Below are 14952 nucleotides of genomic sequence, written 5' to 3'. Positions count from 1 at the left end.
TATAGTGTGATAAAATAAAAGCATGGCAAAAACAAAAGCAAGTGGAGCTCGTTTTATAGAGATCCTTTCGATTTTACGCAAACATAAAATTCAACAAGGAATGGATCCTGTAAAATTTCGTGAGATCTTGGAAGATCTAGGACCTACATTTGTGAAGATCGGACAAATCATGTCGACACGACAAGATATGTTTTCACAACGATATTGTAAGGAATTGGAAAAATTAAGATCGAATGTACGTCCCATGCCAATGAGTGATGTAGACAGCGTCTTGACCCGTGCATTTGGTCCGAATTGGCATTCGCTGTTTCCTTATTTTGATGAAGATCCGTTGGGTTCGGCTTCGATTGCTCAAGTTCATGCTGCTAAACTAGCCAATGGAGAGCATGTGGTCGTCAAGATTCAACGTCCCAATATCTATCAAATCATGGAACGCGATATCAAATTGGTTCGCAAAGCCGCTCGGTTTTTGAATTTATCCGATATTGTGAGTTCCGTTGTTGACCTGGATATGGTCTTGGATGAATTTTGGACCACTTCCCAACAAGAAATGGATTTTACCATTGAGGCTCGCTTTGCCAAGCGTTTTAAGGAAACCTATGCCGATGTGAAATATATTGATGCACCCGTCATTTATGATCAATATACGTCCCGCTATGTTTTGGTCATGGAATATATTGATGGGATCGATGTGAATCAATCCGCTCAATTGGATGATCATGGCTACGATCGGACCGATCTAGCGAAAAAATTGGCCTATAACTACATTTCCCAAATTATTGAGAATGGTTTTTTTCATGCGGATCCACATTCTGGTAATATTCGGGTGCGAGATGATGTGATCGTATGGATCGATTTTGGGATGATGGGGATCCTGGATTCACGGGAGCGAGAAATCATGAAGGATGCGGTCCAAGCCATTGCGATGCGAGATACCATGAGTGTCGTGGATGATATCTTAGCTCTAGGAAAGCCCAAAAAAGAAATTGACTATGCGAAATTCATGGTTGAAATTGAAGAATTTATGAATCAATACATCAATATGCCGTTTTCGCAAATCGATGTCGCCAAAATGATCCAAGACGTTTTTGCGATTTGCCATAATTATGGCATTCAATTGCCAAAAGGAGTCTCTATGTTGGCTCGTTCGATGACCGTCATGGAAGCCACCTTGGAAGATCTCGATCCCAATACGAATATGTTGCAGATTGCAGCCAATCATAAAGCCACGATGCGCCAATTTCATTTGAAACATGATTTCAAACAATGGATGCGGGATAATGTACGGGCTTATGAAAAAACCTTACATATTCCGGGGCAGACCAGCGATGTATTAAAGATGCTGGAAAGAGGTCAATTAAAGATGAATCTGAATTTATTGGGCTCGAATCAGCCCATCGCTAAATTGGATCGAATGGTCAATCGTTTGATTGTTTGTATCTTGATTTCAGCCCTCTTATTAGGATCCAGTCTATTATGTATGACCAATATGAAACCCGAAATCTTAGGCATTCCGGCGTTGGGCTTTTTTGGCTTTGTGGTGGCCATCCTGATGAGCTTCTGGCTCTTTGTGAAAATGTTAGTATTGCATCGAAGAAATAAAATGTTTTAAGCGTATGAAACCAAAAAAAAGTTCTTTATTATTAAGTGTTTGTATTCTATTTGTGATGATCGGTTTTGATCAATGGACCAAAAGTGCCATTGTCCATACTATTCCATTAGGACAATCCATTGAAGTCATTCATCGTTTCTTTTATTTGACGTATATTCAAAATACTGGTGCTGGATTCTCCATTTTTGAAGGCTTTGGCATATGGTTTTTTGGTGCCATCACCCTGGTTGCCTTGGGCGTGATGATTTATTTTTATTTTCATTGTGACAACGATTTACGCACCCAACTTTGTTTATCCTTTGTGGTTGCAGGGACCATTGGCAACTTTATCGATCGATTCAAACTGGGCTATGTGCGTGATTTTTTCTCTTTTTTAATTTTTGGACAGCCATTTCCCGTATTTAATGTGGCCGATATTTGTATTACCGTTGGCTTTGCGGCTTTGGTGATCATTCTTTTCTACGATGATTGGAAGGTGAAATCTCAATGGAAAACAAAATCATGACAATTTCCAATGAAATGGCAGGTGGCCGTTTGGATAAGATCATTTCTACGTATTGTGCGCTTTCGCGATCACGCGTCAAGGAATTGATCGATCAAAATAAGATCCATGTCAATGGCAAGCAGGAAAAAGGAAGCTATACGTGTAAGGTGAATGATCGTGTTGTCATTGAAATTCCCGATGATCAGCCTTTGGATGTCCAACCAGAAAAGATGGATCTGGACATCATTTATGAAGATCATGATGTATTGGTCATCAACAAACCAAAGGGACTGGTGGTCCATCCAGCTCCTGGACATATGGATCATACATTGGTGAATGGATTAATGGATCATTGTGATGATCTATCAGGAATCAATGGCATCTTGCGCCCAGGCATCGTGCATCGAATCGATAAAGATACATCGGGGCTTTTGGTGGTGGCCAAAAACGATCAAGCCCATATGGCTTTATCCCAACAATTGACCGATAAGACCTGTCATCGGGAATATGTAGCCATTGTTCATCATCCATTTGATCACAGTTATGGAACGATCAATGCGCCGATAGGACGGGATCCTAAAGATCGCCAAAAAATGGCGGTAACGGAAAAAAATTCCAAACCGGCCATCACGCATTTTCAAGTAATCGAAAATTTTAAGGACTATGCATATATTCGTTGTCAATTGGAAACGGGACGAACGCATCAGATTCGTGTACATATGGCATATATTGGACATCCCATTGCGGGCGATCCCAAATATGGATATCGCAAGACCATTTCGGCCAATGGCCAATTACTGCATGCCTGTGCTTTGGAATTTATCCATCCCACCACGCAAAAACGAATGCATTTTGAAGCTCCCTTGGACCCAACGTTTGAAAGAATATTAAATGCGTTGGAATTGGGAAAGAGTATATAAAGCAATCCGCTTGATTGGCATCGACAAATAGAAACGGAAGGACAATATGAAACGAAACAATGTTTTGACATGGGATGAATATTTTATGAGTGTTGCGCATTTAAGTGCCATGCGTTCGAAAGATCCGAATACCCAAGTGGGGGCTTGCATCGTGAATGCCGATAAACGCGTGGTTGGCCTGGGCTATAATGGCTTTCCCCGCGGTTGTGATGATGATGTATTTCCCTGGCAACGAGAGGGTTCTTTTTTAGAAACCAAATATCCCTATGTCGTACATGCCGAATTGAATGCTATCTTAAATAGTATCCAAGATCTGAAAGGTTGTACCATTTATGTTTCGCTCTTTCCATGTAATGAATGTGCCAAAGCCATCATTCAATCGGGCATTCGTTGCGTGGTCTATGAAAGTGATAAATATAAAGGAACGGAAGAAAATATCGCCAGCAAGAAGATGTTTCGCGATGCCGGTGTAGAGTTGGTGCATTTAACGTATCAGACAAAAGTGGATGTACAGATCCTGAAAGATGAAAATAGCGGCCAATAACGGCCGCTTATTTGATTTTTTTTGTATTCGCAAAATGCAACTTCGCAACATGACATAATTCAGATGGACCAAATTGATCGACAAAATGTTGTGCACAAAGATCCACTTGTTTGCCAGCGCCTTTTTCAAAGTGAAATTGATACTTGGCTTCCATGGCATCCCATGCTTCTAAGAAGGCATTTCGTGCCAAGATGCTTCCACACGCAACGGATAGGTATTTGTTTTCGGCTTTGGTCTCAAAATGGATATTCGGAATGACTTCCGGCTGATCTTGAAGGTATTTGTAGTAAGACTTTTTTTGGACAAATTGATCAATGATCAAAAAGGAGGGCAGGACATAGCCTTTTTGATGGAGGTTGAGATAGGCTTGATTGTGTAATAAACACTTGATATCGACCATATTATGCGTTTGATGCACTTGATTGTATTTGTCATTGGATACGACCAAGATCGTATAGGGACATAATTTTTTGATTTCTGGTGCCAGTTGACGAATCTTTTCATCATTGATCTGTTTGGAATCTTGAATGCCCAACGAACGCAATACATCGACTTGTGCTTTTTCAACAATGGTTGCACTTACGACGACCGGTCCAAAATAATCACCGGTACCGACTTCATCACTGCCAGCTTGTGGATAAACATCGGTTTGTTCTTTAGTATCGGGAACCAACCAATCTAAATTTTTTCCCTGGAAAACGACTTTACCAGATGTATAAGCCGTAATGGTACATTCACGCAATTTAATTTGATAAAACGTATAGGCCGGATGACTTTCTTTTTGAATTTGATCAGCCACACGATTTTTTAAGTCGAAGATTTCTGCTTTCGACATTTTTTTTGTCAGAGTATTCATGGCTACATTTTATCATAAAATATGGTAGAATGAGACATGATACTTCAATCGAACTATTTTGTAATCTACGACTTTGTGCTCGTATTGATCAGTTTTTTCATTTTATTGCGCGCCTTTCATAAAGGCTTTCTGCGCCAACTTTTTGATCTTATGGCAACCATCCTTTCATTTGTAGGCGCTTGGTGGTTCTATGATGATCTAAGCCAAGCCTATCCACTGGTTCATCTATCCAGTTTGATTGATGATCCATTGAATAAGTTGGTATGGTTTGTGCTTTTGATCCTTGGCATTCGTATTTTTTTACGTTTGTTTCTGTTTCTTGTCGATGCCTCACGCCCCAAAAGAAAAAAGAGTGCCCTTTCTTTGATCAATCATATGGCCGGTTTAGGCATTGGATTTGTGGAAGTTGGATGCATCTTTTTCCTATGGACGGCGTTTTGTCAATTGCCATTTGTGGAAAATGGCGATACCTATGTGCAACACAGTGTTGTGATCCATACTGTGAACCAATGGAAAGAAGAGGTGACTGACCATGTCAACAACCTACGATGAATTTGACCAAGCCATTGACTGGCAAACCGTATTGAAGCAAATTTCTCATTTTGCTTCTTTTTCTTGTTCGCAACAAGATATTTTGGCAAGTATACCCTTGACCAATCTGCATGAAATACAATGGAAATTGGATATGGTCAAAGAAACTATAAAGATCCATCAACAAGGGGTCGTCGTAGAATTTGGTGGTTGTAAAGATATCCAACCCTATATCCAGCAAGCCACTAAACAAATGGTCCTTTCCGGACATGATCTGAGTGATATCGCGATCTTTTTGGGAACTTGTCGAAATGTCCAAAATACATTGCGCAATACCGATGCGTCACGATGCATGGAATTAGCCAATACGATGGATCCCTGTATACCGTTAATGAAAGCCATTGATCGACAAATTGATCGAACCGGATCAATCAAATTGGATGCGACCCCGAAATTGGCTGGTTTACATCGTGCCTTGACGGGGGCTCGCTTGGCTTTGCAGGCCAGTGCAAAAGCTTTTATCAAAGCCCATAAAGAGCATTTGATGGATACGACCACAACGACCATTGGCAATCGCTTGTCGGTTTTGGTCAAAGCACAGGACAAAAACTATTTTGGGGGCATGGTCCATGGCCAGTCGCAAAGTGGTTTGGCTTTTTATGTGGAACCTCAAGCGTTTGTTGCAGTCAATAATCAGATTCAAGATCTCGAAGGAAAGATTGAACAAGAAAAAGAACGGATCTGCCGAGAATTGAGTCAACAAGTAGCGAAAAAAGCGATCCTTCTTTTGTCGAATCTGGAAACGATGACGGTATTGGATGTCGCTTTTGCGAAAGGAATGTGGGCATATCAAAAGGATGGATGTGTGCCCATGATCCAAACGCGAGATCATGCTTTTTTATTGGAACAAGCACGACATCCTTTGATCGATCCCAAAAAAGTGGTGGCCAATACGTATTCGTGTTCCAAAAATCAATATTGTTTAATGATTTCTGGGCCAAATATGGGAGGAAAGACCGTCACCTTAAAGACCATTGGTTTGTTTGTGACTTTGGCACATGCTGGTTTTCCGGTGATTTGTCATCGTGCCATCGTCCCCTATTATACGTCATTGTGGTTTGATATTGGTGATCACCAATCGATTGAACAGAATTTATCTACGTTTTCCTCCCATATTTCAAAATTAGCCACTATTTGTGCACAAGCCGATGATCGCACGTTTGTATTGATCGATGAACTTGGAAATGGTACGGATCCTTTGGAAGGGACTAGTTTAGCGGTTGCCATCTTAGATTATTTGATCCAGAAACAAACCACGATCATTACGAGTACCCATTTCAATGAAGTGAAAGCCTATGGCAAGACCAATGATTCTATCTTAGTTTCCAGTGTGGAATTTGATCAAGAGACCCTTCAACCTACCTATCGCTATCTGGAAGGTATTTCGGGTTCTTCGTATGCCTTTTCGATTGCGGCTCAATATCATCTGGACCCGCAAATTTTGGCCTCGGCCAATCAATGGAAACAAACCCATATGCAGAAAGTGGATCAAGAGTTAGCTCGTTTAGAAAAGATGCAAAATGAAGTTCAAGCCAAAGAAGATCGTTTTGATGCTTTGATTGAAAATGCCCATGATCTGCAACGAAAGGCCGAAAAAGAAAGGCAACAATGGCAACGAAAAAAAACAGATCTGGATCGTACGTATCAAGAGCAGTTGCATGAAATGTTGGAAAAGAAACAAGATCAAGCACAAGCCATCATTCGTGCGTTGCAGCAGCAGAAACAAGGAAAGTTGCATGAACAAACGGCTTTGTTGCATCAATTGCATGTGATGGATCAAATCCCGCAAGAAGAGGAGGCTGTAGCCGAATCGTTGCAAGTGGGCGATTATGTACAAATCAAAGGGTTACAATCGCATGGTACCATTATTGATATTCGCAAGAAAGAAGCAACAATCGAAACCAATGGGATGCGTATGAAGGTGAAATTGAATCGGCTGACCAAGATCCATAAACCACAAGTCAAACCGGTCGTACGCAAGACCCATGTGGATCCCAGCTTTCATCGGTTTCCGTTGGAATTGAATTTGATTGGCATGCATGTTGAAGAAGGCATTGAAGCATTGGATCGCTATTTGGATCAAGCCATCGTTCATCATGTCAAACAAGTGCGTATCATCCATGGCATGGGTACCGGACGGTTGCGTGCGGCTGTGTGGGATGATTTGGATAAAAATCCCGTGGTAAAATCAAAAACGGCCGCTGGTCCAAATGAAGGTGGATTGGGAGCAACGATCGTATTATTGAAATAAGGAAGGGAATGCGTATGGCTATTTCTCAAAATCTACAAGATAAATTGGCTTTGTTGCCGGATCAGCCGGGTTGTTACATCATGAAAGATGAAAACGGCGAGATCTTATATGTGGGGAAAGCCAAGGTATTGAAAAATCGAGTGCGTTCGTATTTTCATGGGGTCCATAATGAAAAAACGACGCGATTGGTCAGTCACATTCGTGATTTTGAATTTATTGTGACGGATTCGGAAAAAGAATCGCTTTTGTTGGAAATCAACTTGATCAAGAAACATCATCCTCCCTACAATATTTTGTTGATGGATGATAAAAGCTATCCATATATCGTGATGACGCATGATGATTATTTTGCTGTTCGTTTAAGCCGGCGTGTGACTTCCAAAAAAGACACCTATTTTGGTCCGTATCCGAGCAGTGGGGCTGCCAATGAAATCGTGAAGCTGATCAATACCCTTTGGCCCATTCGTAAATGTCGTACCCTTCCTAAACAGGCTTGTTTGTATTATCATATGCATCAATGTCTGGGTCCTTGTATCCATGAAGTGGATAAAGAACAAATGGCTACGTATCGAAAAGAAATCAGTGCGTTCCTAAAAGGGGATGCGGATGCCATCATAAAACAACTCCAAGACAAAATGATGGTGGCCAGTGAAAATTTACAATTTGAAAAGGCCCAAGAATATCGGGATATGATTGCTTCCATTCATCATGTCATGGAAAAACAGATCATTGATTTTAAAGATCGCAAAGATCGAGATGTATTTGGATGGTATGAAGATAAAGGGTATATTTCGTTACAAGGATTCTTTATTCGGGATGGTAAGCTGTTGGGACGGAATTTTACGGTCATGCCCATCTACGAAGAGACGATGGATGCGTTTGTGAGCTTTATCTTGCAGTATTACCAAAATAATTTGATTCCCAAAGAAATATTAGTGCCAGAAGGCACGCCAACCGATATATTAGAAGATACGTTAGGCGTTCATGTATATATTCCACAGCGCGGGGATAAAAAGACCTTGGTGGATCTGGTTTGTAAGAATGCCAAAACAGCCCATGAACAAAAATTTGAACTGGTTTTTCGTAAACAAAAGGAATTGGATCAGGCCAATGCCCAATTATCGGCCATTTTCCATGCACCGATCCATACGGTTGAATTGTTTGATAATAGTCATTTATCAGGAACTTTTAATGTCAGTGGTTTGGTTGTATTTGTGGATGGTAAGCCCGATAAAAATCAATATCGTCACTATCATTTGGATACCTATCGATCGGATCTGGATAGTATGAAAGAAGTGATTTATCGCCGATATGTGCGATTGTTGAAAGAACAAAAACCTATGCCAGATCTCTTACTGGTGGATGGGGGAGCCCAACAAATTGAAGCAGCCAAAGAAATTCGGGATGCATTGGATCTAGATTTACGAATTGCTGGATTGGTCAAAGATGACAAACACAATACCCGAGCTTTAATGAATGATCAGTTGGAAGAGATTCCTCTACAAAAAGAATCCAGTTTGTTTTTTTTATTGACAAGAATGCAAGATGAAGTGCATCGATTTGCGATTTCGTATCATCGGAAACTGCGCAATCAATCCATGACCAAATCCATCTTAGATACGGTAGAAGGGATTGGACCGGCCAGGAAAAAGGCTTTGATGAGGGCATTCAAAAGCATGAAAAAAATGAAAGAAGCCAGCATCGATGAATTGGCGCAAGTGGTGCCAAAAGGGGTCGCACAAAGCTTATATGATAGGTTACATGAAGTATGATATAATGCTTGCGAGGTATTGAATATTGGAACGAAACGTACTTTTGGCACGTATTCTATTGTTGGTTTTATGTGCTATCTTAACCGGAACTTGCTTCTATCGATTGAATGAATCGTATGATCCTTTGGCGCGCTATCCGTATGCGACCGAAAAGAATCGGGAAACGATCTTAGAATATATGGATGCACGGGATATTGATTATATCATTTCCCAACAAATCCGACCTTCTGTTTTTATGGATTTTATCAAGATCCCAGGCTTTAATATTCGTTTAGCGAATGAATATCACTTGGCTAAAAAAACGCAAAAAGAATCGGATGCGTACATCGTTAACTTTGTGAATAAGTATTCCAACTATTTTACATCCAGTGAATTAGTGGATCTATTGACCTATTATACCTATGCGGATCTGACTACTTTTTATGAAAATGATGCCACCACGACAAAAAAATTGACCCTAGCATCCGATCCTACCGATAAATATTTGATCTTGGATTCCAAGACATCGGTTTATCGTTATCAACCATCCAATTTGGTTTCCCAAGATTCCATCCAGATCCAAGCCGATGTGCTCGATGATTGGAACGAGATGCAAGAAGCCTATAAAGCTATGTGGAATGGGGAAAGCTTAAGTGCTATATCGGGGTATCAATCGTATGATACGATCAATGAATCCTATATTGCCTTGGAAAATCAATATGGAGAGACGGTACTCAATCGTTTTCAATTGCCAGCTGGACAAAATGAAGCGCAGCTGGGATATACCATTCAATTGATCGATCCAACGGTTTGGATCGATGCCTGTCAAGCCAATCAGAATGATGATGGCACATACAATTATGAAAATGCCATCAAATCCTTATCCCAAAGTCAACAAAATCAAATTGTGTGGTTGGAGGAAAATGCGTATCGGTATGGTTTTGTGATTCGCTATCCAAAAGAGAAACAAAATGAGACCAATATGGCTTATCAACCTTTTGTATTGCGTTATGTTGGCAGAAAAGCGGCCAACAAAATGTGGAAAAATCATGTATCCATGGAAAAAATGGATTTTGAAGAATATCAGGAGTAGGAGGTAACGATGCGTATCATTGTCGCTAGTGATTCACATGGAAGTAATGAAATTCTAGATACGATTTATGATCAACACCCAGAAGCGAGTTTATTTCTGCATTGTGGTGATCTATGTGAAGATCCACGAAATTATCCGAACTGGTTATTTGTGTTAGGAAATAATGATTTCTGGGGTGAATTTCCTACGCGTCGGATTCTTTCCGTTGGGACTCATCGTCTATTGATGGAACATTCCCATCGTTGTTCTTTTTTTCATCGAGAAGAGGAGCTCGTTCGTTTAGCGAAAGGACATGCTTGTGACATCGTATGTTACGGTCATACCCATCGCAGTCATATCGAAAAAAAAGCCGGGATCTTTTTATTAAATCCCGGTTCTGTCTGGATGTCTCGTGATGGCAATCCACCAAGCTATGCCATCTTGGATGTGGATACGACCATTTCGGCCCAAATTGTTTTTTTGGATCAATAAATGATCTGGCCTTGGCCACCACAAAATTGAGTCACACGATCAATGAGCTTTTGCGCCGTCGTTTCCAATAAAGCATCGGAAGTAACTTCATTGCCTTGGATAATGAAATAAATATTTTTGGAATGTTCATCGACCAATGTTTTATTGACTTGACGAATCTCTAAGTGACAAATGATTTCATTGGCATCATCAATATAGCTGTATTCACCAGCCTTGACAGGTTGTGGTTCATCCAAACCAAGGGGAACAAATCGTTCACTCCCATCTTGTAGTCGTAATGTGACGTTGCCATCGATCTTATCGATATCATGAGCTCCCAATGCTAATTCCGTATCGGTAGAAATGATATTGTAGATATCCACCAATTTATTGATGGAAGGAAGATCGTTGCGCTTTTGCAGCAATTTGATCAAAGTTTCCGATGCCGGGGGATTCTTGCGACGACGAACCCCTACCTGATCATGTAAGGTATAAAAGCCTTGTACAATGGCTTCTTGTTTGGCATTGATGCCTTCATATTTTTGTTGAAGTTGTTGGATAGCTTCTTTTCGATAAGCAAGATAATCCGAAGAAAGGGAGGTATTATCGATCCCTTCTATGACAACGGCTTTTACTTTGACACCAAGATCCAAGACTTCCTTTGTAACGTTAAATTGAAATGTCATGTGTATCACCTCGATAGTATCGTATCGAGAAAAGATACAAAGAGGAACTAGAAGTATTTGATATTGGATATCAATGAAATTTATAAAAAAAGACCTTCTGTGAAGGTCATCAAGTCTAGGTGGCGTCCTGGGAGGGTAATAAGAAATTATAAGATTTGCGATTGTGTACAATTCTAAGCGTTTATAGGCTTGCAGACAAGGCACGTTTTATTGTTTTACCGTTACAGGCCATTCTAAACATTCTCATACATTTAACAAGTACGGCATTTAGTACGGCACGAAGTACGGTGCTGTTTTTTTTATTCTCATAATAAGAAGAAATTAACCTGTTATAATTAAATAAAAAACAAAATATTTAGAAGAAACTAGAAATAGAATGGAGTTTTAACAAATGAAGGGATCAGAAGCTCAATTATTAAGATTTATGGATGGTGTGAACAATCGCTATGTCATTCCTGTTTATCAGCGAAAATATGACTGGAAGATTGATAATTGTCGTCAATTGTATGAAGATTTGAAGAAAATTGTTATTGATGGAAGAAACAGTCATTTCTTTGGAAGTATCGTTTCACAAGTTGTTCCAGATGGTAGTAACATTGAATTTCATATAATTGATGGTCAACAACGGCTGACAACAGTAACACTTCTGCTTCTTGCTATTTGTAATTTGATTCGGAAAGGAAGTATAGAATCTGAAATAGATCGGCTTGATGAGCAAATAATGTACAGATTCATTATCGCACAGTGGGCAAAAGATGATGATCGAATCAAACTTCGTCCAGTAAAAAGTGATCGTGGTGCATTTGAAAAGCTCATTGCCGGTGATCCAGAGGAGTACGAGTTAGCATCAAACATGACAATCAATTATCGCTTTTTCTGTGATCAACTTTTAAAAGAAGAAATACCCGTTGATAGTTTGTATGAAGCTATTGGAAAATTACAGATTATAAGCATTACATTGGATGGAGATGATAATGCACAGCTTATTTTTGAAAGCCTAAATTCTACTGGTCTAGCCCTTACAGAAGGCGATAAGATTCGAAACTATATTTTAATGGGACTTAAACCCAAAGAGCAAAATGAATATTTTAATAAGTATTGGATGAAGATTGAGGATTGTACGGGGAACGATGTTAGCAGTTTTGTCAGAGACTATTTAAGTATCAAACAGCAGATTACACCAACCATTCATAATGTTTATCATTCATTCAAGAATTATGTAGAATCTGAAAAAATTCCAGTGAATTCTCTTCTTGAGGATATGGTCAAATATGCAAGGATCTATATAAGACTTATGACAGGAAAGAGCGGTCTTTACAGTCAGAAACTTGATGACTGTATGTATCGTTTACATCGACTCGAAATCACGGTTACAGAACCATTCTTTATGGAGATTTTGCGATTGAATCAGGATGGACAGAAATTATCTGTGGATGATGTCACCCAAATTTTCCTGATTACAGAAAATTATTTGTTCCGACGGAACATATGCGATGTACCTACAAATGCTTTGAATAAAGTTTTTCTAAATCTTAATCGGGAAGTCATTCGATATGATAATACGACGAACGATTATGTGGATAAGTTTATTTACACGTTGCTTTCAAAAAAAGAAAGCGGTCGATTCCCTGATGATGAAGAATTTTCACAGGCATTGGAAATAAAATCTGTTTATCAGATGCGAGGAAAATACAAGGCCTATCTATTTGAACGATTCGAGAATTATGGAACGTTAGAGACAAAGGATGTTTATACATTATTGGATAATGGAACTTATTCGATTGAACACATCATGCCACAGCATTTAACGCCAGCTTGGATAGAATCTCTTGGACCAGAAGTAGAAGAAATTCACGCAAAATGGCTTCATCGTCTTGGAAATCTTACTCTTACTGCTTATAACTCCAATATGAGTAATGCAACATTTGAGGAGAAACGAGATGCAGAACGTGGATACAAGAAAAGCGGTCTTCGAATGAATCAGCTTATTGCTACCAAGGAGCATTGGGGACCAGATGAAATTCAAGAACGTAGTAATGAAATGGTCGAAATCGCTACAAATAAGATATGGCCAATGCCTGCTTCTACATTTATCCCAAAGGAAAAAGAATTTGATTCCTGTTCACTTGATGATGAAGACTTTGATTTGAAAGGACGTGATATTGTCAAGTATAGGTATCAGAATTTAGAAACTCCAGTATCGAGCTGGGCGGACATGTTCGAACATGTAGTAAAATACCTACATTCAAAAGATAAATCGGTTCTTTCTAGTCTTGCATATAGTACAAGCAATTTTATCGAATTGAGTAGTTATTTCACTAGTGATCCAAATAATCTTAGACAACCCTTAAAAATTGATGAAGATCTGTACGTGGAAAAAAATACAAGTACCTCAATGAAAATATCAATTCTTCGTAGATTATTTGTACAATTTCATGCGGATCCAATGGATCTGATATTTTATTTGCGTGATGCAAAACAGGATAGGATAGCTGATAACAATCGATTCAATCTAAGAAAACGCTATTGGACATACGCTTTACCGCTCATTCAAGAAGCAAATACTAGAAGCTTTAGAAACTGTCATCCAAATACAACAAACACGATTTGCGGTTCTTTCGGAATAAGTGGCTTCTGTATCAACTGTGTTGCCAATTATGATGAAGCTAGAGTAGATTTTTATCTGAGCAAGAGTAATGCAGATGAAAACAAAACGGCATTTGACTATTTGAAAGAACATAAAGATGAGATTGAGGATGCGGTTGGTAGTACTCTTGTTTGGAATCGTGCAGATGAATATAAAACTTCATGGATTTCTCATTCTTTGAAAAACGTAAGTATAACCAATGAGGCTGATTGGCCTCGCATGACAAAGTTTCAGGCTGAATGGAGCAAAAAATATTTAGATATAATTTTGCCAATATTGGAAGAATGGTATGGTGACAATGACCTTGACAACGCTGCAAAAGAAAAAATTGCCTATTACGCTAGACAATGGAGTAAAAAGAAAACGGAAGATGGAATTATTCAAGTTGATCTCGATCATAGCAGTAGAACTTGCACACGTTTCAAAACAAAGGAAATGTCTGAAATGCTTCCAGATACAGAAGAACTAAGTGGTTGGAAAACGTATAATCATTATTTCTTTGAAATCACAAATAAAACTGGACATTCTGTTTACATTATAATGTGTCTGAATTCGACAAATTTGAATACAGAGCAAAAAGCACTTTATGATCGAATTATTAATGATAGTTCCAAGACATTAACGGAAGGATGGATTTGGAAGACCCTGTTTAGATCTGCTACATTTGAGTTAAATGATGCACTCACAGAGAAAGATATTTTTGATAAATTGGATTTAGCACTTGAAGATGTATTGAATAAGCAAAAAGAATTTTTGGAAAAGATAAATCTTTCGGGTAATCTTTTGCATCAGATTAACCAATAGTTCTCAAAAAATGAATTCTAAAAGTTGAACAAAAGCAAAGTTTGACAATGAGCTGTCCCAAGAAGTTTAATTAAAATTCTAACAGATTGGAGACAGCTCAATGTAGTACTAATGTTTATGACGTAGGATAAAACTTGGTAAGCGTCAGATAAAACAGTGGATTCCAATTCATCAATAAATCTCCGATAATTTTAGTGAATTCAATTAGAGTTTTTGGAGCTGCTCCAAGAACTTTAAAAAATTCTAGATTGGAGTCTAAATTA

At 39.0% G+C, this 14952-nt stretch carries 12 protein-coding genes; 10 read left to right on the top strand and 2 right to left on the bottom strand.

Annotated features, from left to right (window positions below; translation table 11 throughout):
* Positions 1–22: 22 nt before the first annotated feature.
* From MOZ64_RS06335 to MOZ64_RS06320, 4 genes are read left to right on the top strand one after another with little or no spacing between them, the layout of a single operon-like run.
* On the top strand, positions 23–1612 hold the full coding sequence (locus MOZ64_RS06335) for an ABC1 kinase family protein (protein WP_320325748.1): 1590 nt from the start codon (positions 23–25) through the stop codon (positions 1610–1612).
* A gap of 4 nt (positions 1613–1616) precedes the next feature.
* Positions 1617–2117, top strand: coding sequence for a signal peptidase II (gene lspA / locus MOZ64_RS06330; protein WP_320325747.1), 501 nt, complete (start codon positions 1617–1619; stop codon positions 2115–2117).
* Positions 2099–3016 carry an RluA family pseudouridine synthase gene (locus MOZ64_RS06325; protein WP_320325746.1) on the top strand — a complete coding sequence of 306 codons (918 nt, stop codon included), beginning with the start codon at positions 2099–2101 and terminating at the stop codon, positions 3014–3016. Before lspA ends, MOZ64_RS06325 begins: the two co-directional genes overlap by 19 nt.
* Before the next feature lie 46 nt (positions 3017–3062).
* Positions 3063–3560: a deoxycytidylate deaminase gene (locus tag MOZ64_RS06320; RefSeq protein WP_320325745.1), complete on the top strand. Its 498-nt coding sequence runs from the start codon at positions 3063–3065 to the stop codon at positions 3558–3560.
* Between the two features lie 7 nt (positions 3561–3567).
* Here the strand turns inward: MOZ64_RS06320 and rnhC are convergent, their stop codons facing one another.
* Entirely contained in the window at positions 3568–4416 is an 849-nt protein-coding gene (gene rnhC, locus MOZ64_RS06315) for a ribonuclease HIII (RefSeq protein ID WP_320325744.1), read from the bottom strand.
* A 36-nt stretch (positions 4417–4452) separates the two neighbouring features.
* Between rnhC and MOZ64_RS06310 the strand changes: the two genes are divergently transcribed.
* Genes MOZ64_RS06310 through MOZ64_RS06290 form a run of 5 tightly spaced genes read left to right on the top strand, consistent with a single transcriptional unit; the run spans position 4453 to position 10573 of the window.
* Complete coding sequence (locus tag MOZ64_RS06310; RefSeq protein WP_320325743.1) at positions 4453–4968, top strand: CvpA family protein; 516 nt, start codon at positions 4453–4455, stop codon at positions 4966–4968.
* Positions 4949–7258, top strand: a complete 2310-nt coding sequence (locus tag MOZ64_RS06305) for an endonuclease MutS2 (RefSeq protein WP_320325742.1) — start codon at positions 4949–4951, stop codon at positions 7256–7258. Before MOZ64_RS06310 ends, MOZ64_RS06305 begins: the two co-directional genes overlap by 20 nt.
* Before the next feature lie 14 nt (positions 7259–7272).
* On the top strand, positions 7273–9030 hold the full coding sequence (uvrC, locus tag MOZ64_RS06300) for an excinuclease ABC subunit UvrC (RefSeq protein ID WP_320325741.1): 1758 nt from the start codon (positions 7273–7275) through the stop codon (positions 9028–9030).
* Positions 9031–9055: 25 nt separating this feature from the next.
* A complete protein-coding gene (locus MOZ64_RS06295; protein WP_320325740.1) occupies positions 9056–10102 on the top strand; it encodes a M15 family metallopeptidase in 1047 nt (348 codons plus the stop codon).
* A gap of 9 nt (positions 10103–10111) precedes the next feature.
* Positions 10112–10573 carry a metallophosphoesterase family protein gene (locus tag MOZ64_RS06290; RefSeq protein ID WP_320325739.1) on the top strand — a complete coding sequence of 154 codons (462 nt, stop codon included), beginning with the start codon at positions 10112–10114 and terminating at the stop codon, positions 10571–10573.
* On the opposite strand, the gene MOZ64_RS06285 is transcribed toward MOZ64_RS06290, so the two are convergent.
* On the bottom strand, positions 10567–11238 hold the full coding sequence (locus MOZ64_RS06285) for a B3/B4 domain-containing protein (protein ID WP_320325738.1): 672 nt from the start codon (positions 11236–11238) through the stop codon (positions 10567–10569). The two genes, MOZ64_RS06290 and MOZ64_RS06285, sit on opposite strands and share 7 nt — an antisense overlap.
* A gap of 391 nt (positions 11239–11629) precedes the next feature.
* Here MOZ64_RS06285 and MOZ64_RS06280 point away from each other — a divergent pair, with 391 nt between their 5' ends.
* Complete coding sequence (locus MOZ64_RS06280; protein ID WP_320325737.1) at positions 11630–14689, top strand: DUF4268 domain-containing protein; 3060 nt, start codon at positions 11630–11632, stop codon at positions 14687–14689.
* The last annotated feature ends 263 nt before the right edge of the window (positions 14690–14952 follow it).

Origin of the sequence: Absicoccus intestinalis (assembly GCF_033971885.1) — a bacterium.
Classification (GTDB): Bacteria; Bacillota_I; Bacilli_A; order Erysipelotrichales; family Erysipelotrichaceae; genus Absicoccus; species Absicoccus intestinalis.
Note: the sequence above shows the minus strand (reverse complement) of the source record. Positions and strands in the feature narration are given on the sequence as shown.

Coding starts and splice junctions, on each gene's coding strand:
- MOZ64_RS06285 (WP_320325738.1), bottom strand. CDS start 11,238: ATGACATTTCAATTTAACGTTACAAAGGAAGTCTTGGATCTTGGTGTC.
- MOZ64_RS06290 (WP_320325739.1), top strand. CDS start 10,112: ATGCGTATCATTGTCGCTAGTGATTCACATGGAAGTAATGAAATTCTA.
- uvrC (WP_320325741.1), top strand. CDS start 7,273: ATGGCTATTTCTCAAAATCTACAAGATAAATTGGCTTTGTTGCCGGAT.
- MOZ64_RS06310 (WP_320325743.1), top strand. CDS start 4,453: ATGATACTTCAATCGAACTATTTTGTAATCTACGACTTTGTGCTCGTA.
- lspA (WP_320325747.1), top strand. CDS start 1,617: ATGAAACCAAAAAAAAGTTCTTTATTATTAAGTGTTTGTATTCTATTT.
- MOZ64_RS06280 (WP_320325737.1), top strand. CDS start 11,630: ATGAAGGGATCAGAAGCTCAATTATTAAGATTTATGGATGGTGTGAAC.
- MOZ64_RS06335 (WP_320325748.1), top strand. CDS start 23: ATGGCAAAAACAAAAGCAAGTGGAGCTCGTTTTATAGAGATCCTTTCG.
- MOZ64_RS06320 (WP_320325745.1), top strand. CDS start 3,063: ATGAAACGAAACAATGTTTTGACATGGGATGAATATTTTATGAGTGTT.
- MOZ64_RS06305 (WP_320325742.1), top strand. CDS start 4,949: ATGTCAACAACCTACGATGAATTTGACCAAGCCATTGACTGGCAAACC.
- MOZ64_RS06325 (WP_320325746.1), top strand. CDS start 2,099: ATGGAAAACAAAATCATGACAATTTCCAATGAAATGGCAGGTGGCCGT.
- rnhC (WP_320325744.1), bottom strand. CDS start 4,416: ATGAATACTCTGACAAAAAAAATGTCGAAAGCAGAAATCTTCGACTTA.